Genomic DNA, 19,418 nt, shown 5'->3' on the forward strand with positions numbered 1-19,418 from the left:
CCTTGCTGCTTCGTGACTTTGCGACAACTGACGCTATGAGCTTGTGAACCGATCAAGCACGTTGCGGGTGATCTGCTCGGTGAAGCGGTCGCCGCGCTTGAGGCCCATGACCCACTCGCATGTCGCTGCGGTCAGCACTTCACCCTTGCCGCGCGTCATGTGCACCATCATGCCGGCGCCGTATTTGTAGCGGGCGAGCCCTTCCGGCGTCACCTCGCCGGTGACGCATTTGACCAGGCCCTCATGGTCGCTGCTGCGGACATAGTAGCGGAAGCCTTCGCCGTCCGGCTCGTCCTCGGCAAGCACCGCCGGCGCCATGGCAAGGATTTCGATCGTTTCCGGCTGACCATCGACGGGGACGGGGTAGGGCAGGCCATGCCTGAACGTGTAGTCTAGACCATCGACCTCGTAGGCGAAGATGCGCTCCTTATCGCCGAAGATGTCGGCATAGTGAAGCCCGGTGCGGGCAAACACCCAGTGCTCGGGCCGGTAGACGGTGAAGCCCTTCTGGCCGTGCGGCGCGAAGCCGCCCCAGGACGCGTAGAGTCCATGCAATCCGTTGACGCCGACCGTCGAGGCGCCTGGCCAGGCGACGTCCTTGTCTTCCCATGCGGTCGACAGCAGATGCGCCTTGTCGGTGCCGGCGACGGGATCGTTATTGATGGCGTTGAACTTGTGGCAGATCTGGCGCTTGCCGTCGTCCTCCAGGCGGATCTGCCAGAGGAAGTTGGCGCCGAAGCGCGCAAGCCTGCCGCCGCGTTCGACATAGGCTTCGATCGCCAACCGCATCTCGCGGGTCCAGTATTCGTCGTGGCCGACGATGGTCACGCACGGATAGGCGTCGAGCAGTTCCGGCCTGTAGTGCAGGTCGGTCTGCGTGATCATGTCGAGCTCGTAGCCTTCCTTCTCCGCCCACAGCACGAAGTGGCGGTCGAACTGCGCCCAGCCGGCGGCGGCGTAATACTGGCCGAAGCCGTTGGCATAGGCCCATTCCTTCATCGGGTAGCGCGGCGCATCGCCGAACTCGGGCAGCGGGTCGGCGCAGATGCGTGGCGCGCCGGGCGGCAGCCAGACGACGCCACGGGTCCACGGGCGCTCGAGAGAAAGCACGGGCGAGGGCTGGTCCTTGCCCGGACCGACAACGCCGAAATAGTGGTTGGCGCCGCCGAAATCATTGTAAGCGGTCCAGGTGCCGGTCGGCAGGATCATCAGGATCTTGGCGCGGCGCGTGGCCGCTGTCGGACGCACGACGAAGAAATGATGCTGGACGAACTTGCCGCCATTGGCGCGGGCGCAGGTCGAGACGACACGGTAGAAGCCCGAGCGCAGATCGGCCGGCAGCCGCCAGCGGTGGCTGACGGGCCAGCCGCAGCCGGAGCGGTATGCATCCGCCGGCGTCGGCGCGAAGGCGCCGGCGATGTCCTCGACCTTGTGGACGGTCTCCGGCCGATAGCCGTCGCGGTAGATCTCCAGCGTCCAATGCGGAGCGGTGGTCGAGGAATGGAAGACGACCTCGTCGCCCGGGTCATAGGACATCGTGTCCGTGTAGGTATAGACCTCGGGCAAGGCAGGGTCGCCGCGCGGCGCCTCGTACCAGGGGTTGGAGTGCCAATGCTCGTCGGCGGACATGGCCCAGGCCTTGCGCGGGCGGATGTTGACGGGACCGAGTTCGGGCGGAACGAAATCGTCTTCACGGGACATGGGCTTGCTTCACTCAGTTCATCTGCAGGAAAGGTCGGTCAAAGCGTGTACGAGACGAGTTGGCCGGGCAGGCCGAGCGTGACCCAGAGCCGGCCGTCATGGACGCAGCAATTGGTCGGGTCGCTGCCCTCGCCGCAATCGATCATCTCGACCAGCCGTCCGGTGGCGTCGAGGATCGCGACCCGGTCGCCGGTGCTGCCGGTGACGTAGAGCAGGCCCTCCTGGAAGACCATGCCGTCGGGATTGAAGCGGCCGTCGAAACGAACCCATTCGCTCATCGCGCCGACGCTGCCGCCGTTCCAGTCGAAGCGCAGCAGACGATGCTCCATGGTGATGCCGACGATCAGCGAGCCGTCGGGATGGAACACCAGCCCGTTCGGGAAGCCGGTCATCTTGGCCAGCGCACGGACCTTCCGGTCCTGTCCAGCCGCAAGCAACTGCCCGCCAAGATAGGCACTGGCATCGGCGCCCAGCACCTCCCAGTTCTGCGGGTCGGTGAAGACGATTTCGCCTTCCGGCGTGAAGATCAAATCGTTTGGCCGCGAAGGCTTGGCGCCGGGCACATGGTCGGCAAAATTCTCCCAGCGGCCGTCGAGCTGCAGGCGCTGGATGCAGCCGGGAATCATCGGCGCGGCGAAGTGCAGCTTCTCCAACGATTCCGGCGCGAGGCCGCCATTGTTGCAGATGTAGAGCGCGCCGTCGGGGCCGAGCCGCATGCCGTTCGGCGCGCCGGGAAGGGTGGCCAGCTCGCGCGCGGCACCGTCCTTGAAGGCGCGGACCTTGGCGTGCAGCAGGTCGACGAAGGCGATAGAACCATCCGGGAGCGCCACCGGTCCCTCCGGAAAGCCCAGGCCCGTCACATGGATTTCCTTCGACCGTTTCATAACGCCTCCCTCTTTCGCAGTGCTTCTAGCTGGCGACGGCCAGCCCGCGCCTGGCGCGTCCCACCTCGCCGCCCGCCCGTGCCGTTTCTTCGGGCGCAAGGTGGCAGGCCACCATCTGGCCGGTGCCGGGCATGGCGCGCAGCGGCGGCACTTTCTCCCGGCAGATATCGCGCGCCAAATGGCAGCGCGGGTGGAACCGGCAACCGGATGGCACGTCGGCCGGATTGGGCGGATCGCCGGTGAGCATGATGCGCTTCCAGCCGACCTGGCGGCGCGCGGCAAGCGTCGGCGCCGCCGACAGCAGCGCCTGCGTGTAAGGATGCAGCGGCCGCTGCATGATCTCGTCGGCCGTTCCCTGCTCGATGATGGTGCCGAGATACATCACCGCAATGCGGTCGGCGACGTGGCCGATGACGTCGAGGTCATGCGAGATGATCAAATAGGAGATGCCGCGCTTGCGCTGGATCTGCAGCATCAGATTGACGATCTGGGCCTGGATCGACGGATCGAGCGCCGAGGTCGGCTCGTCGGCGACGATGATTTCCGGTTCGAGCGCCAGCGCCCTTGCGATGGCGATGCGCTGCAGCTGGCCGCCGGAAAATTGACCGGGCAGTTTTTGGATGTCGATGTTCTCCAATCCGACGAAGGAGAGAAGCTCGCGGATGCGTGGCTCAAGCCCGGCGCCAAGCTTGAGGCCATGGGTATCGAACGGCTCGCGCATCACTTCGGCGATCGTCATGCGCGCGTTGAGCGAGGCGAGCGGATCCTGGAACACGGCCTGCAGGCGACGGCGGATCGGCAGCATGCGCCGGCTGGCGAAACCGGTCACGTCGACGCCGTCGAAGCGCACGCGCCCGTCCGTCACGTCGACCAGCTTGAGCGCCAGCCGGGCGAGAGTGGACTTGCCGCATCCGCTCTCGCCGACCAGCCCCAACGTCTCTCCCTTGCCCACGGCGAGCGAAACACCGGCCACCGCCTGCACGGCGCGGCCGCCGCGGCGCTGCGAGAAGATTTTCGAGACGGCATCGAGTTCGAGAAGCGCCATGGGTCAGCTCCTCGCCGCTGTCAGGGACATCGCCGCCTCGATCGGATGATGGCAGGCGAGCTCCACGACGCCGAATTTGCGCCGCGGCGGCTCGACGGCCTTGCAGTCGTTCTGCGCGCGCGGGCAGCGCGGATGGAAGCGGCATCCGGCGGGGAAGGCGCCCAGCCCGGGCGCGCCGCCGACGATGGCGTTGAGCTCCTGCTTGGCCGGCGTCTGCGAAATCATGGCGCTGGTCATCAGCGCCGCAGTGTAGGGATGCGAGGGCTGCAGCATGATGGAGTCGGCCGGCCCGACCTCGGCGATGCGGCCGGCATAGAGCACAAGGATCCGGTCGGCCACTTCAGCGACCACGCCCATGTCGTGGGTGATCAAGACGATCGTCAGCGCCATCTCGTGTTTCAGTTCGGCAAGCAGCTCGAGCATCTGCGCCTTGATGGTGACGTCGAGCGCCGTCGTCGGCTCGTCGGCGATCAGCAGGCTCGGCCCGGCGGCCAGCGCCATCGCGATCATGGCGCGCTGCCGCATGCCGCCGCTGATTTCGTGCGGATAGGCGGAGGCGACGCGGCGCGGGTCGGGAATGCGGACGCGCTCCAGCATTTCCACGGCGCGCTTCCTTGCCTCGGCGCGGCCGGCAAGGCCATGCGCGACAAGCGTCTCCGCGATCTGGTCGCCGACCGGCCAGACCGGGTTCAGCGAGCTCAGCGGATCCTGATAGATCAGGCCGATCTCCGGGCCGCGCAGCTTGCGCAATTCGGCGTCGGGCCGTTTCAGCATTTCGCGATCCTTGAAGCGGATCGAGCCGGAGACAAAGGCGGTGGGCGGCTGCAGTCCGGCGATCGACATGCCGGTCAGCGACTTGCCCGAGCCGGACTCGCCGATGATGACGAAGGTCTCGCCCGCTTCGACGTCGAAGGAAATGCCGTCCACCGCGACGAGGTTCTGACCCTCGCGCTGGAAGCCGATTGCGAAGTCGCGGACCGACAGGATCATGCGGCCCGCCTCGAAGCGAGCGCGTCGCCGATCAGCGAGAAGGCGGTGGCGGTCAGCATGATCATGGTGCCGGGAAAGACAAGGTACCACCAGGCCGAGCCGAAATAGGGGCGCGAGTCGCGGATCAGCAGACCCCATTCCGGCGTCGGCGAATTGGCGCCGAGGCCGAGGAAGGAAAGGGCGGTGACGGCGACCAGCGCGTAGCCGATATCGGTTGTGATACGCACATTCACCTCCTGGACGACGAAGGGGATGATGTGGCGGCGCAGGATGGTCATCTCGGAGACGCCGAGCGCCCGGGCGGCCTCGACATGCGGCCGCTCGCGCAGGCGCAGCACCTCGCCGCGCACCAGCCGCGCATAGCCCGGCCACCAGATGATGGCGAGCGACAGCGCCACGCTGTCGAGGCCGCGTCCGATCGAGGCGGCGACGGCGAGCGCCAGCACCAGCGCCGGGAAGCCGAAGAACAGGTCGACGATGCGCATCATCAGATTGTCGATGCCCTGGCGCGCCATGCCGGAGACCGCGCCATAGATCACGCCGAACAGAGCGGAGGCGAAGACGATGGCGATCGCCACGCCGAGCGAATAGCGGGTGCCGTAGACGATGCGCGAGAAGACATCGCGGCCGCCCTCGTCGGTACCGAAGATGTGGGTGAGGCTCGGCGGCTTCAGCCGGTCGGCCATGGCGAGCGCGATCGGGTCGTGCGGCGCGATCAGGCCGGGCAGAAGCGTGAAAGCCGCAAGGATCACCAGCACCAGCAGCGCGAGCGGCAAGAGCACGCCCTTCGGCCTCGCGATGGTCCGGCGCGCGGGCTGGGTCGAAATGCTCATGAGCCGACACTCTGCACGCGCGGATCGATCACCGGATAGAGAAGGTCCATCACCAGGTTGATGATCACGAAGCCGGCCGTGGACACGATCGCCAGCGCGATGACCGGCGAATAGTCGAAGACCTGGAAGGACTGGTAGGCGTAGAGGCCGATGCCGGGCCAGTCGAAGATGACCTCGACCAGGATCACCCAGCTGATCATGTAGCCGAACTGCATGGTGGTCGCCGTCAGGATCGGCGACAGCGCATTGCGCAAGATGTGCTTGAACAGGATACGGTTGGGCGACAGGCCCTTGCCGCGCGCCGTGCGCACGTAGAGCCGGCTCTGTTCCTGGATGAGGGCGGCGCGCGACAGCCGCGTTCCGACCGCAAGCAGGTTGACGACGATGGTCGCGGCGGGGAGCGTCAGATGCTTCAGGCTGGCGAGAAAGGCCGAGAGGCTGCCGGCGAGCAGGGAATCGACCAGCAGGAAGCCGCTGATGACAGGCGGCGCCGTCTCGCGGATCGGGAAGCGCGCGCCGAGCGGCAGCCAGTGCAATTTGTAGAAGAAGAAGAACTGCAGCGTCATGCCGAGCCAGAACACCGGGATACCGGTGCCGATCATGGTGATGAGGCGGATCGCGCCGTCTACCGCGCCGCCGGGGCGGCGGGCGGCAAGCACCGCCAGCGAGAAGCTGACCGCCAGATAAAGGACGAAGCTGACGATCAGGAGCTCCAGCGTCGCCGGCAGATACTGCTTGAGGTCGGTGCTGACGCTGCGGCGCGTGCGGATCGACTCGCCGAGGTCGCCCTTGGCGAGGCCGATCATGTAGGTAGCGAATTGCTCCGGCAGCGGACGGTCGAGACCGTGCTCGACGCGGATGCGCTGCACGGTCTCCTCGGAGGCGTTCTGGCCGGCCAGGAAGGCGGCGGGGTCGGCCGGAACGACACGGCTGAGGAAGAAGGTTATGACCGCGACGGCGATGAGGACGAGAAGGCCCCAGACCAGACGCTTGAACAGGAAAGCGATCACAACCGTGCTGTCCGCATGCTCACCCCGCTGCTGTTACTTGCTGTACATTTCCCAGAAGCGGGCGTTGATGTACTCGGCCGGGTCGATGCGGTAGCCGCCGATCCGGTCAGGCTCGGGCACCACTGTCTTGGGCCGCGCGGTCCAGATGATGTAGTGGGAGTCCACCACGATATCGGCCGCCTGCTTGAGCAGCTTGCCGCGTTCGGCGGCGTCGGAAATCGTTGGCAGCTTGGCCACGAGGTCTTGCAGCGTCTGGTCGAAGAATTTGCCGGAATTGTAGAAACCGCCCTTGAGGTAATGCGCCGCGAAGAACTTGGTCGCGTCGGATGGGCTGAGGTTCGCGTTGCCGAGCACGAAGCAGTTGCTCTTGTCGGACTTGATGGCGGTGATCGCCTCGACGAAGGGCTGCTCCTCGATTTCGACGGTGACGCCGAGCTGCTGGGCCGAAGACTGAAGCACGGTCGCGGCAAAGCGGAATTCCGGGAAACCGGCAGGCACCGAGCATTTCATCTTGGCGTTGGCGAGACCCGACTTGGCAAGTGCCGCCTTGGCGCCGTCGAGGTCGGTCTTGATCTCGGCCTCTTCCTTCTCGGGGCTGCCGGGGAACCAGGACGGCACCGGGCCGCGGCCGACTTCGGCCTTGCCCTGGAAGGACTGCACCATGGCGTTGTAGTCGAACGCCTTGACCAGCGCTTCGCGGAAATCCTTGTTGTTGGTCGGCGCCAGATCCATGTTGAGATAGATCGCCGGCCACGCCCACAGATTGTTGCCCTCGACCATATGGAAGCCGCTGCTGGTGCCGATGCGCAGGGCCTCGTCGAGCGGCACGAAATTGGCGAGGTCGAACTCGCCGCCTTCAAGGCCGCGGGCGCGGTTGGCGCCGTCGGTGACGAAACGGTCGAGCACGCGGTCGAACGGCTTTTCCGGGAACTTGCCCCACCATTTGTCGTTGCGCTTCAGCTCGATCTGGGTGCCGCGCGTCCAGGACACGAATTCGTAGGGACCGGTGCCGTTGGCGTTCTCGTTGAACCAGGCCTGGCCGAGGTCGTCCTTGTGCTTGGCGATGTCCTCGTCCGACACCATCTCGATGCGGCTGAGGTTGGAGGCGAGGAAGACGGTGGGCGCCTTGGTCTCGATCTTGACGGTCTTGGGGTCGACCACGGTGACGCTGGCGATGTCGTCGACCAGATAGGACTGACCCTGGCCGATCTTCAGCAGTCGGTCGAGCGTCGCCTTGACGTCGTTGGCGTCAAAGGCGGTGCCGTCGTGGAAGGTAACGCCGTCGCGCAGCTTGAAAGTCCAGACCTTGCCGTCCTGCTGCCATTCCGTCGCCAGCGCCGGCAACAATTTGGATGGATCATTAAGATCGAAGTCGACCAGGCGATCGTAGATGTTGCGGGTGACCGTGAACTCCCAGTTCACATTGGCCTTGGCCGGGTCGATGGTGCTCGGCTCGCCGGCATCGGCATAGACGAAAGTGGACGCGTCGTCGGCGAAAGCCGAGTAGGAGACGCCGCCCATCAGAAGGCCGAGCGCCAGTCCCAAAATCCCATTGCGAAGCTTCATCGTTCTCCCCTTATTTTTGGTCTCTGGAAATAGAATATATCATATATGATGAAGGTCGCAAGCGCGCATGATGACGGTTCCGCGCCGCGTGGCGGGCGGTGAAAGCAAGAATGGACGAAAGCGTTGAAGCCCGGCGAAAAGGCTTGGTACTCACGGCCCATCCAGAGATTTTCCTCGGATGGAGCGGGGCCTGGATATCGGGTTTTCTAGAGGGTGCCGGCTAGCGTCGCGACCGTCGCGGGGGCTCGTCTTCGGCGTCTTCCCTGCTCTCTATCGCGGCGAGGTGCTCGACGAATTTGCGGCCGCCCTCGATCAGGTCCTGTTCGAAGGCGCGGCGCAGCGCCGCCTCGTCCTTGGCACGCAAGGCGGCGATCACGTTGACGTGCTGGTGCTGGCCTTCATAGGTCGGGTGGCCATGCGGGTAGAGCAGGCTGAGCAACGGGCCGGCTTGGATCCACAGCCTCTCGATCATCTCGATGAGATGCGGCATTTCCGATTTGCGATGAACCGTGAAGTGGAAGTCGTAGTTGTATTGAAGCGCGGCGGCATAGTCCTTGGTGCGCTCTGCCTCGATCAACTTGTGATGGATATCTTCGAGGGTTTTCAGGAACGGTTCGTCGATATGCGGCATCGCTTTTGAAGCGGCATAGGGTTCGAGCACCAGCCGGATGTCGCGCAGTTCCAGATATTCCTTGAGGCTGATCCGCCGCACACGGATATAGTAACCCGGCTTCATTTCCAGCGCGCCGTCCTTGACCAGCTGGAAGATGGCCTCGCGTACTGGCGTCTCGCTGGTGCCAAGCTGCTGGGCGAGGTCGCGAATCTTCAGCCGGTCGCCGGGGTGGAGCCGCGCCGACATCAACTCCTGGCGAAGACGCAGGTAGATCTGCGAAGACAGGCTCGTCGCCTGGATCTCAGGCAGGTTCTGCATTCGTCAGTGGACTCGTTTTTTGCATCTGGCCAATGGTTCTCAAGATCATACGTCGCCAGACCTGTCCATATCGCGGGCCGGCAGCCATTCGAAAATTCAGTTCATAAGAACGGTGTTCCTGTGCTTGCTAGCCTGGCAACAAACCCGTTACATAATTGCCGTATCGCTTTCCGACCCGCTCCATTTCCGCTTCGGGAAGCAGCACCGGCTCGCCGCCTTGCAGCGCCATCAGATACTGGCGGGCCAGGGTTTCAAGCTTCACCGTGGTCTGGAAGGCGGCTTCGAGCGTCTTGCCGATGGCGATCATGCCGTGATTGGCGAGCAGGCAGGCGGTGCGGCCCTTCAGCGCCTCGACCGCCGTTTCTCCGAGCCCGGCGGTGCCGAAGGTGGCGTAGTGGGCACAGCGCACATCGGCGCCGCCGAAGGCCGCGACCATGTAATGGAAGGGAGGCAGCGGCTTGCGCAGGCATGCCAGCGCGACGCAGGCATCGGCATGGGTATGGATCACCGCGTTGGCGGCCGGGTAGGCGTTGAGGATCGCGGCATGCATGTGCCATTCGCTCGATGGAATGCCGCCGATCGTGCTGCCGTCCTCTTCGACGCGGATAAGCTTCGACGGCGTCAGATTGGCGCTGTTTGCCCCGGTCGGCGTGATCAGCATGCCGCCGGCAATCCGGCAGCTCACATTGCCGCTGTTGCCGTGATTGAAGCCCTTGTCCTGCAGACGCCTCACGGTGTCGGCGATTGCCTGGCGGGGTGTGTCTTCGTCCGTCGTCATCAGTGCTCCGGATGCCGCATGGATTCCAGCGTCGGCAGGAACATGTCCACAGGGCCCAGCTTCCCCGATTTCAGGCTGAGGGCGACGACATCGGCCTCTTCCGTCGTCGCCCTGGCAATCCCTGGCCCCTGATAGGCGCCGACCTTCAAGCGGTCGATGCCAAGCTGCTCGACCACCGTGCCGGACGTCTCGCCGCCGGCGACGAGAAAGCGCCGGACGCCGCGTCTGTGCAGTTCGACGGCAAGCCTACCGAGAACAGCTTCAGCGAAGGCCGCGGCGCCGTCGCGACCGAGTTTCGCCTGCGCGGCGCCGACCTGTTCCGGGTCGGCCGAGGTGGCGATCGAGACCGGGCCGCTGCCCAGGTGCTTGTCCGCCCAGGCGAGGGCCGCCGCGACGGTTGTCTCGATACTGTCGACGGCGGAAATGTCGATGCGGTGCACCGGCCTTGCTTGTTCGAACGCTGCCAGTTGCTCCAGCGTCCGTTCGGCGCAACTGCCTGCAAGCACGACGCCGGGGCTTTCCACCGCCGGCAGCGGCCGCTTCGGCGGCGCGTCGTCCAGCCAGCCGCGCTCGCGCCAGAGCGCGGGATAGTGGCGGATGATCGGCGCGTTGCCGGTCATCAACGGCCAGTCGACGGTGAGCGCCGCGACCGCGGCGAGATCCTCGGCATAGATTGCATCCAGGATGACGTGCCGGATGCCTTGCGCGACCAGATGATCGAGATAGGCGCGGCGACTGGCGAGTTCCGCCCGCACGACATTGTGCGGCAACAGCCCGACGGCGAGTTTCGACTGCCGCTGCAGCACGCGAACGAGGTTGGAATCAGTCATCGGGGTCAGCGGATCGAACCGTTTCGACGATTCCGAGACGAGCTGCGCGCCGACGAACAGATGGCCCTGGAAAACGCTGCGCGCGAGATCGCCGGAACTCGGGCAGAAGCCGGTATGCGTGGCCCGCGTCAGGGCAAGCAGGCTGTCGGCCACCGGGCCGATATTGCCGTCATCGGTGGAATCGAAGGTTGCGCAATATTTGAAGAACAGCCGCCTTGCGCCGATGTCGAGCAACCGCTGTGCCGCGTCCTCCGATTTCCGCACAGCCTCGGCGGCAGGAACGACGCGGGTCTTTTGGGCGACGACCACAGCGGGCGAGTTGGCGAAATGCTGGACCAGGGCAGGCCTGGTCACGAATCCGCAGTCGACGCCGAGCGCCACCAGCATCGCGGCCGTTTCCATGCCGCCGGTGAGATCGTCGGCAACGATGCCGATGATGGGCTGCATTTTCTCCGCGTCCCCGAACTATTGTGCGCGGATGATACATGATATATCGAATGCTGCAACAAGTCTTGGCGAGTCGGGCGGAACGCGCCAGGCGGGGGCATTCTTCCATGGATCAACATTCAAAGAGCATCGACGACGCCTTGCGTGCCCGGGCAAAGCGCGTCATCCCCGGCGGCATGTGGGGGCATCAGAATGCACCGCGCTTGCCGGCCGGCTACCCGCAATATTTCTCGCGCACTCAAGGGTGCCGCAGCTGGGATGCGGACGGACGCGAGTACATCGATTTCCTCTGCGGATGGGGGCCGATGATCCTGGGCTATGGCGACGCCGACGTCGAGGCCGCGGCCGACAAGCAGCGCGCGCTAGGCGATGCGATGAACGGGCCGAGCGAGCGGCTCGTCGAGCTGGCGGAACTGATGGTCGAGACCGTCCCGCATGCCGATTGGGCGATGTTTTCGAAGAACGGAACCGACGCGACAACCGCCTGCCTGACGATCGCCCGCGCGGGCACCGGGCGCCGCAAGATACTGGTCGCGCGCGGCGCCTATCACGGCGCCATTCCGTGGTGCTCGCCGTCGGTCGCCGGCGTTACCGAGGAAGACCGGGCGCATCTGGTCCATTACGACTACAACAACGTCGAGAGCCTGGAGGCCGCGGCCGAGCTGTGCAGGGGCGATCTCGCGGCTATCCTGGTCTCGGCCTTCAAGCACGACCTCGGCAAGCCGCATGAATTGCCGACCGTGGCATTCGCGCGAAGGGCGCGGGCGCTCGCCGACGATGCCGATGCCGCGCTGATCGTCGACGACGTGCGCGCCGGTTTTCGCCTCGATATGGGCGGCAGCTGGGAACCGGTCGGCGTCCGGCCCGACATGGCCGCCTGGAGCAAGGCGATCGCCAACGGCCATGCGCTGGCCGCTGTCACCGGTAATGACCGTTTTCGCGAGGGAGCGACACGCATCTTCACCACCGGCTCCTTCTGGACCGCCGGCGTGTCGATGGCGGCGGCGATCGCAACGATCCGGAAGCTCGGGGCAGTCGATGCGGTGGCGCATATGCGGACCATGGGTCAGCGCTTCCGCGACGGTCTCGATGCGCAGGCGCGGAAGCACGGCGTGCCCTTGCGGCAAAGCGGGCCGGTGCAGATGCCGGTGCTTTTGTTCGACAACGATGTGGATCGGAAGCTCGGCGACACGTTCTGCCTGGAAGCGCTCGCCCGCGGCGTCTACCTGCATCCGGCGCACACGCTGTTCCTGTCGGCTGCCCACCAAGAGGCCGATATCGACCAGGCGCTGTCGGTGACGGACGAGGCTCTGGCAGCGGTCGCGCGGCTGCAGGCCTGATAAGGGTTAGGACGCAACGAAGCCTTCGTGTCCCTGCAGGAAGCGCAGGAAATCCTCGCCGCCCAGGATCAGGTCCCGCTCCATGGCGGCGCGCGCCTTTTCCGAATTCTTCTCGCGCAAGCCCTCGATCACCGTCTCGTGCTGGGCGGCGCCGACATATTTGTGCTCGCCTTCCTTGAAGAAGACGGTCAGCATCGGCCCCATCGAGACCCACAGGCTCTCGATATGAGCGACTAGCATCTCCATGCCGGAGAGCCGATAGACGGAGAAGTGGAAGTCGCGGTTGTAGCGGAATGAAAGTTCCGGATCGCTGGCCCGGTCCGCCTTCTCGAATATCTTCTGGATGGCGGTCAGCTTGTCGATGTCATCCTTCGTCGCATTCTGGGCCGCAAGCCCGGCGGCAAGGCCCTCCAGCGACAGCCTTATGGTGCGCACCTCCATGTAGCGCGCCAGCGTCAGCGCTGGCACGGTGACGAAGCGGCCGGAGCGCAGCTCAAGGCCGCGCTCGCTGACCAGCCGCAGGCAGGCTTCGCGGGCAGGGGTGACGCTGGTGCCGAGCTGGTCGGCGAGGTCCTGCATCACCAGGCGCTGGCCCGGCCGGAACTGCCCCGCGATCAACCCTTCGCGAAGGGCGACATAGGCGCGTGCGGACAGATTGCCTTGCTCGAGCGGCTGAATGTTCACGGCAAAGGTCTCCTCGGCATTGTTGTGTGGCGTCTTCTGCCGGCGGTGATTCTACAAGATATAACCAATAGACGCTTTTTCCTTCACTGTATTGTAGAGCCTGCTAGAGCAGGATGACGTTTCGTTGGATCGTCATCCTGCTCAAGCTCTTTGTTGGAGCATGATCTTTTCCGAAAACCGGTTCCCACTTTTTGCTACGCTGACCTGCGGTTCGGGATCATGCTCTAAGCGAGCAGGGATTGCGCGACGCTTTCGACGCCCGCCGCATCGAGCTTGTAGTGACGGTAGAGATGGGTCGGCGGCGCGATGAGGCTGTACTCGTCCTTGATGCCGTGCCTGACGAGCCGTGCGCCGCCGCCTTCCTCGGCCAGCACCTCGGCGACGGCGCCACCCAGGCCACCGAGGATGTTGTGCTCCTCGACAGTCAGGATAATGCGCGACTTGCGCGCCGCCGCCATCACCGCCGCGCGGTCGAGCGGCTTGATCGTGTGCATGTCGATGAGGCCGACGGAGTGGCCCTTGCCGTTGAGCGCTTCCATCGCCTGCTTGGCCGAGTGCACCGCCATGCCGCAGGCGATGATGGTGATGTCGTTGCCGATGCCGTGGACCACCGCCTTGCCGAATTCGAACGGCGCATCATCGGCATAGACGACCGGGTCGTGGCCGCGCGAGATGCGAAAATAGATCGGCTGCGGGTGGCTGACCGAAGCGCGCAGCGCCGCGGCGAATTGCGGTCCGTCCGCGGTCGAGACGACGGTGAGGTCGGCGATCGAGCGCATGATGGCGATGTCCTCGGTGGCGTGATGCGAGGTGCCGTAGAAGCCGAGCGAGATGCCGGTGTGGTGGCCGATCAGGCGAACTGGCTGCGCGCAATAGGCGACGTCCATGCGGATCTGCTCGCAGCAAAGCAGCGCCAGGAAAGAGGCGAAGGTCGCGACATAGGGCATGACCCCGGTGGTCGCCATGCCGGCCGCGGCCGAGACCATGTTCTGTTCGGAGATGCCGAACTGCGTGAAGCGTTCGGGAAAACGCCGGGCAAAGCCGGCGAGACCGTTGGAGTACTGCAGATCGGCGGTGCCGGCGACGACCGGATGGCCGGCTTCGGCGAGCTCGATCAGCGTGTTGGCCAAAGTGGCGAGCGAGGGCGCGCGCTTGTTGAGCTCGCGGTACTGCCAGCTGTCGGGATGCAAGGCCGCGCTCATTCCGCACCCTCCAGGATCGTCTCGCGGGCGCGGGCTTCGTCTTCCGGCGCGAGATAGCCGAGATGCCAGCCGGGTTCGGTTTCCATGTAGTCGATGCCCTTGCCCTTGACCGTTTTGGCGATGATGCAGCAGGGTTTCTCCCGGCCGGTGTCGGCCTTGACCTTGCGCAGCAGGTTGGCGAGCGCGACGACGTCGTGGCCGTCGACCTCATGCACTTCCCAGCCGAAGGCGCGCCACTTCTCGTCCAGCGGCTCGACCGCGGCGACATCGTCGACCTTGCCGTCGAGCTGGTAGCCATTGCGATCGACGATCGCGACAAGCCTGCCCAGCCGATGGGTGGCGGCGCTGATGGCGGCCTCCCACACCTGGCCCTCCTGCATCTCGCCGTCGCCGAGCAGGACGAAGACGTTGAAGTCCTGTCCGTGGAAGCGGCCGCCCAGCGCCATGCCGACGCCGTTGGAAAGGGCGTGGCCGATCGAACCGGAGCTGAAGTCGACGCCCGGCACCTTGCGCATGTCGGGGTGATCGCCGAGCGGGCTGCCGAGGCGGGTGTAATCGTCGAGCCAGGAACGGTCGAAGAAGTCGAGATCGGCGAGAATCGGAAACTGGCCGACCGCCGCATGGCCCTTGCCCATCAGGAAACGATCGCGTTCCGCCCAGTCAGGCTCGCCGCGACGGATCCGCATCGTGTCGTAGTAGAGCGTCGAGAAGATCTCGGCACAGGAGAAGACCGACGAATAGTGACCGACCTTGGCGATCGAAATCAGCCTGATCGTCTCCAGCCGCACGAAGCGCGCGCGCTCGCGCAGGCGGACGGCCTGCTCGTCCGATATCCCGTCATTGCCGCTGTTGCTCGGCCACCGGCTCGCGCCTGAGGACGCCATGGTCGATCTCCTCCGTTTCCGTTTATCTACCCTCGACAACTTATAAGTTATAAGATATTTGATTGAGCCGCAAGAACAAACATCCGCTCTTGGGGAACAGGAAATGCTGCACAATTCGGCTCGGGCGATCGACATGAGCCTGCATCTGCATTCGCAGACGGACCCGCGGCGGCACGAGCAGGATGGGCCGCTGATCATCTCCGGCGGCGAGGGCGTCTATGTCCGCGACGATGCCGGAAACCGCTATATCGAAGGCATGGCTGGCCTATGGACGGCATCGCTCGGCTTCAACGACAGCAGGCTGGCCGCCGCCGCCGGCGCGCAATTCGCCAAGCTCGCCAACTACCACACCTTCAACCATCGCTCGAACGAGCCCTGCATCGATTTGATCGAGCAGCTCGCAGCGGTCTCGCCAATTCCGGACTGCAGGATATTCCTGGCCAATTCCGGCTCCGAAGCCAACGATTCCATGATCAAGCTCACCTGGTATTATCAGACGGCGCGCGGCAAGCCCGGCAAGCGGCGCATCATCAGCCGCACCGGCGCCTTCCATGGCAGCACGGTGATGGGCGCGGTGCTGAGCGGCCTGCCGCATATGCACCGCTCGTTCGGCATGAACACCGACGACATCCTCTTTGCCGGCAAGCCGCATTTCTACCGCGAAGGGCGGGAGGGCGAGAGCGAGGAGGCGTTCGCCGGCCGGCTGATCGCCGAGCTGGAGGCGATGATACTGGCGGCTGGCCCCGAGACGATCGCGGCCATGATCGCGGAGCCGGTGATGGGGGCGGGCGGTGTCATCGTGCCGCCGGCGGGTTATTTTCCGAAGCTGCGCGCGTTGCTCGACAACCACGACATCCTGCTTCTGGGCGACGAAGTGGTTTGCGGCTTCGGCCGCACTGGCAACTGGTTCGGCAGCCAGACCTTCGGCTTCAAGCCGGACATGTTCTCCGTCGCCAAGGGGCTTACCTCCGGCTACCTGCCGATCGCCGCCGTCGTCGTTTCGGATGCGCTCTACCAGGCGATCGCCGACGAAGGGCACCGGAACGGCGTCTTCGGGCACGGCTTCACCTATTCGGGCCATCCCGTCGCCTCGGCCGTCGCCGCCGAAGCGTTGCGCATCTATCACGAGATCGATGTCGTCGGCCGCGCCCGGACGCTGGGCGCGCAGATGCTGGGAGCACTGCGCAACGCGCTCGCCGATCATCCTATGGTCGGCGAGATCCGCGGCGTCGGCCTGCTTGCCGGCGTCGAGCTGGTCGCAGACCGGCGCACCAAACAGGGTTTTCCGGCCGAGGCCAGGGTTGGGGCGCAGGTCGAACGCGCCTGCCGGCAACGCGGCATCATCGTGCGCAATATGGGCGACGTGCTGGCGCTCTGCCCGCCTTACATCATCGAGCCGGACCAGATCGACGAGCTCGTCCGCGCGCTTTTTCTCGCCATCGAAGACACCAGGGAGAGCCTCTCGCTCTGAGGCTTGGCTGCCATGACAATCACCATCAGACAGGACAAAAACATGTATCCCGAAGTCGGGCTTTTCATCGACGGCAAGTGGGGCCCGGCGGCCGGCGGCAAGACGCTCGAGGTTCGCAACCCGGCCACCGACGAAGTCATAGGCTCGGTTGCGGTGGCCGGCGCCGCCGATCTCGACCGGGCGCTCGCCGCAGCCGAACGCGGCTTCAAGGTCTGGCGCAAGGTCTCGGCCTTCGAGCGTGGCAAGGTGATCCGTGAAGCCGCGCGCCTGATGCGCGAGCGTGCCGGCAGGATCGCCGGCCTGCTCAGCCTCGAACAGGGCAAGCCGCTGGGCGAGGCGATGACCGAAGTTCTCGCCTCGGCAGATATCCTCGACTGGTTTGCGGAGGAAGGGCGCCGCACCTACGGGCGCATCGTGCCGGCGAGAGCCAGCAACGTGCACCAGTTGGTCGTGCGCGAGCCGGTCGGGCCGGTCGCGGCGTTCACGCCGTGGAATTTCCCGGTGTCGCAGACCATCCGCAAGATCGGCGCCGCGCTCGCCACCGGCTGCTCGATCATCGTCAAGCCGCCGGAAGAAACGCCTGCCTCGCCAGCCAGCCTCGCCGACGCCTTCAGGGATGCCGGGCTTCCCGACGGCGTGCTTAATCTCGTCTACGGCAACCCGCCGGAGATTTCGAGCTACCTGATCCCGCATCCGGTGATCCGAAAAGTGTCCTTCACCGGCTCCGTCCCCGTTGGCAAGCAACTCGCCGCGCTCGCCGGCCAGCATATGAAGCGCGCGACGATGGAGCTTGGCGGGCATGCGCCGGCGATCGTCTTCGACGACGCCGACCTGGACAACGCGGCGAGCCTGCTGGCGGCGGCCAAGTTCCGCAATGGCGGCCAGGTCTGCGTCTCGCCGACGCGTTTCTTGGTTCAGGAGAAATCCTACGCGCCGTTCGTCGACAAGCTTGTCGGCCATGCGCGCGCCATGAAGGTCGGCGACGGACTGACCGAGAACACCCGCATGGGGCCATTGGTCAATGAACGGCGGCTGCAGGCCGTCGAGGCGATGATTTCCGAAGCGGTGGCCGAGGGCGCCAAGCTCGAGACCGGCGGCAAGCGCATCGGCAACAAGGGCGCCTTCTTCGAGCCGACCGTGCTCAGCGACCTGCGCCCCGGCATGCGCGTCATGAACGAGGAGCCGTTCGGTCCGGTGGCGCTGGTGATGCCGTTCGGCACGTTCGACGAGGCGGTGGCCGAGGCGAACCGGCTACCCTACGGGCTCGCCGCTTATGCCTTCACCCGTTCGCTGAAGACGGCGACCGAGCTTGGCGCTGAGATCGAGACCGGCATGCTGACGACGAACCATCTCGGCCTAGCGCTGCCGGAAGTGCCTTTCGGCGGCGTCAAGGACAGCGGCTACGGCTCCGAAGGCGGCTCGGAAGCGCTGGAAGCCTATCTCGTCACCAAGTTCATCAGCCAGGCGGGCTTCTAGTGTCTCCCGCCAGCGCTTGGACTAGCCGAACATCTCGGTATGCTGTTCGAGCTGCAGGCGGGTGCGGCGGATATGGCCGTAGAGGATGAGGCCGGCCTGTTCGCCGTCACGTCGCTTCAGCGCTTCGAGGATCAGCCGATGCTCGTGATGCACCGCCGCCATGCCGGCCTTGCCGACCGAAGCGGCGAAAGCGCGACGGTATTGCTGGGTGGTGTTCCAGAACTTGTGGATCATCTGGGCGAGCTGAGGCATGCGCGCGCCTTCATAGCTCAGGAGATGAAACTCGCGGTCGAGCTGAAGGAACTCGTCGATGCTGCCGGCGGCTTCGATGCGCGAGACGAGGTCTTCCAGGCGCCCAAGCGTTTCGGGCGAAAGGTTGGCGCTGCTTTCGGAAAGCGCCAGCGGCTCCAGCCGCTCGCGGATCTTGTAGATCTCGATGCATTCGGCGCGGTCGAGCTTGGAAATCCAGGCGCCGCTGTTGGGCACGAGGATGACCAGCCCCTCGCTTTCCAACTGTCTGAGCGCCTCGCGCACCGGGATGCGGCTGATGCCATATTCCTCGGCGAGCTCCTCCTGGCGCACACGGCTGCCCGGCCGCAACCGCCCCGACAGGATGGCGTCGCGCAGCGCCTCGGTGACGCGGCCACTGGCCAGGGCGGCGCCGTTGCTCTCGGTTCCGCCGCTTGCGCGTCTGCCGGCCATGATCTCAATTCCCCGCATCGTGTCGATCCCGAAGATGTTAGTGCATCGGCGAGCAGCTGGGAATCGGCACGAACCAACCGCTCACAAATGAGGGCTGGCCGGATGCCAGAGCCGACGCTCCGTCTCGCGCTCATAGGCCTTGCCCGCCGGGAACGAGACCAGTTCGAGCTGCATGCCCCAGGGGCTCAGGAAATAGACCCAGCTCTGACCGCCGCTCGGCCCCTCGGTGCGCACCGTCGGCTCGCCGAGCACACGCACGCCTCGCGCCTTAAGATAGGCGACCGCCTCATCGATATCGTCGACATAGAAGGCAAGATGATGCCCACCGACATCGCTGTTCCTGGGCTGGGCGCCGTCCTTGTCTGGAGCGGTGTATTCGAAGATCTCGAAATTGGAGCCATGACGGCAGCGCAGGAACTTGAGCCGCTTCATCACTGTACGGGGGTGGACGTTGAGATGGGTTTCCATCCAGTCTCCGTCGGACCGGAAAGGTCCGAGCTCGTAGAAGGGCTCGCAGCCGATGATTTCGACGAAGAAACGGACAGCTTCGTCGAGATCGGGAACGGTAAAACCGATATGTTCGGTGCCGCGCAGCCCTGGGAGGCCTTTGCCGACATGGCTTGTGTCATGAAGCATTGCTGGTC

18 protein-coding genes are annotated in these 19,418 nt (G+C 65.1%); 3 read left to right on the top strand and 15 right to left on the bottom strand.

The annotated features are described in order from the left end of the window. Positions 1-33 precede the first annotated feature (33 nt). The 10 genes from LB572_RS07450 to otnK all read right to left on the bottom strand — a co-directional run bounded on the left by LB572_RS07450 (position 34) and on the right by otnK (position 11,015). Positions 34-1,701, bottom strand: a complete 1,668-nt coding sequence (locus LB572_RS07450; protein WP_224667261.1) for a N,N-dimethylformamidase beta subunit family domain-containing protein — start codon at positions 1,699-1,701, stop codon at positions 34-36. A gap of 38 nt (positions 1,702-1,739) precedes the next feature. Then, positions 1,740-2,585 carry an SMP-30/gluconolactonase/LRE family protein gene (locus LB572_RS07455; protein WP_224667262.1) on the bottom strand — a complete coding sequence of 282 codons (846 nt, stop codon included), beginning with the start codon at positions 2,583-2,585 and terminating at the stop codon, positions 1,740-1,742. Positions 2,586-2,610: 25 nt separating this feature from the next. Next, complete coding sequence (locus tag LB572_RS07460; RefSeq protein ID WP_224667263.1) at positions 2,611-3,630, bottom strand: ABC transporter ATP-binding protein; 1,020 nt, start codon at positions 3,628-3,630, stop codon at positions 2,611-2,613. 3 nt (positions 3,631-3,633) lie between these two features. Next, positions 3,634-4,617, bottom strand: coding sequence for an ABC transporter ATP-binding protein (locus tag LB572_RS07465; RefSeq protein WP_412033544.1), 984 nt, complete (start codon positions 4,615-4,617; stop codon positions 3,634-3,636). Next, a complete protein-coding gene (locus LB572_RS07470; RefSeq protein WP_140803201.1) occupies positions 4,617-5,453 on the bottom strand; it encodes an ABC transporter permease in 837 nt (278 codons plus the stop codon). The genes LB572_RS07465 and LB572_RS07470 overlap by 1 nt, the downstream gene beginning before the upstream one ends. Beyond that, positions 5,450-6,463, bottom strand: coding sequence for an ABC transporter permease (locus LB572_RS07475; RefSeq protein ID WP_224667265.1), 1,014 nt, complete (start codon positions 6,461-6,463; stop codon positions 5,450-5,452). Before LB572_RS07475 ends, LB572_RS07470 begins: the two co-directional genes overlap by 4 nt. A 33-nt stretch (positions 6,464-6,496) precedes the next feature. Continuing rightward, entirely contained in the window at positions 6,497-7,984 is a 1,488-nt protein-coding gene (locus LB572_RS07480; protein ID WP_224667340.1) for an ABC transporter substrate-binding protein, read from the bottom strand. Between the two features lie 265 nt (positions 7,985-8,249). Next, positions 8,250-8,960 (bottom strand): GntR family transcriptional regulator, encoded by a 711-nt coding sequence (locus LB572_RS07485; RefSeq protein ID WP_224667266.1) that lies wholly within the window; start codon positions 8,958-8,960, stop codon positions 8,250-8,252. Between the two features lie 127 nt (positions 8,961-9,087). Next, positions 9,088-9,738 carry a class II aldolase/adducin family protein gene (locus tag LB572_RS07490; RefSeq protein WP_224667267.1) on the bottom strand — a complete coding sequence of 217 codons (651 nt, stop codon included), beginning with the start codon at positions 9,736-9,738 and terminating at the stop codon, positions 9,088-9,090. Next, positions 9,738-11,015 (bottom strand): 3-oxo-tetronate kinase, encoded by a 1,278-nt coding sequence (otnK, locus tag LB572_RS07495; protein ID WP_224667268.1) that lies wholly within the window; start codon positions 11,013-11,015, stop codon positions 9,738-9,740. The genes LB572_RS07490 and otnK overlap by 1 nt, the downstream gene beginning before the upstream one ends. 107 nt (positions 11,016-11,122) lie before the next feature. Here otnK and LB572_RS07500 point away from each other — a divergent pair, with 107 nt between their 5' ends. Then, the gene (locus tag LB572_RS07500; protein ID WP_224667269.1) at positions 11,123-12,355 is read left to right on the top strand and encodes an aminotransferase class III-fold pyridoxal phosphate-dependent enzyme; all 1,233 of its coding nucleotides are present in this window, start codon (positions 11,123-11,125) and stop codon (positions 12,353-12,355) included. A 6-nt stretch (positions 12,356-12,361) separates the two neighbouring features. Here the strand turns inward: LB572_RS07500 and LB572_RS07505 are convergent, their stop codons facing one another. The 3 genes from LB572_RS07505 to LB572_RS07515 form a co-directional block, all read right to left on the bottom strand. Beyond that, positions 12,362-13,039 carry a GntR family transcriptional regulator gene (locus LB572_RS07505; RefSeq protein WP_140803196.1) on the bottom strand — a complete coding sequence of 226 codons (678 nt, stop codon included), beginning with the start codon at positions 13,037-13,039 and terminating at the stop codon, positions 12,362-12,364. A gap of 224 nt (positions 13,040-13,263) precedes the next feature. Beyond that, a complete protein-coding gene (locus tag LB572_RS07510) occupies positions 13,264-14,241 on the bottom strand; it encodes a transketolase family protein (RefSeq protein ID WP_224667270.1) in 978 nt (325 codons plus the stop codon). After that, complete coding sequence (locus LB572_RS07515) at positions 14,238-15,125, bottom strand: transketolase (RefSeq protein WP_224667271.1); 888 nt, start codon at positions 15,123-15,125, stop codon at positions 14,238-14,240. Before LB572_RS07515 ends, LB572_RS07510 begins: the two co-directional genes overlap by 4 nt. Before the next feature lie 103 nt (positions 15,126-15,228). Between LB572_RS07515 and LB572_RS07520 the strand changes: the two genes are divergently transcribed. Together LB572_RS07520 and LB572_RS07525 are read left to right on the top strand one after the other, a co-directional pair. Further along, positions 15,229-16,596: an aminotransferase gene (locus LB572_RS07520; protein WP_224667272.1), complete on the top strand. Its 1,368-nt coding sequence runs from the start codon at positions 15,229-15,231 to the stop codon at positions 16,594-16,596. A 42-nt stretch (positions 16,597-16,638) separates the two neighbouring features. Continuing rightward, positions 16,639-18,072 carry an NAD-dependent succinate-semialdehyde dehydrogenase gene (locus LB572_RS07525; protein WP_224667273.1) on the top strand — a complete coding sequence of 478 codons (1,434 nt, stop codon included), beginning with the start codon at positions 16,639-16,641 and terminating at the stop codon, positions 18,070-18,072. Positions 18,073-18,093: 21 nt separating this feature from the next. On the opposite strand, the gene LB572_RS07530 is transcribed toward LB572_RS07525, so the two are convergent. Next, the gene (locus LB572_RS07530) at positions 18,094-18,774 is read right to left on the bottom strand and encodes a GntR family transcriptional regulator (RefSeq protein ID WP_140803191.1); all 681 of its coding nucleotides are present in this window, start codon (positions 18,772-18,774) and stop codon (positions 18,094-18,096) included. An 81-nt stretch (positions 18,775-18,855) separates the two neighbouring features. Then, positions 18,856-19,410, bottom strand: coding sequence for a VOC family protein (locus tag LB572_RS07535; protein ID WP_140803190.1), 555 nt, complete (start codon positions 19,408-19,410; stop codon positions 18,856-18,858). Positions 19,411-19,418 lie beyond the last annotated feature (8 nt).

Source organism: Mesorhizobium sp. BH1-1-5 (assembly GCF_020165615.1).
GTDB lineage: Bacteria > Pseudomonadota > Alphaproteobacteria > Rhizobiales > Rhizobiaceae > Mesorhizobium.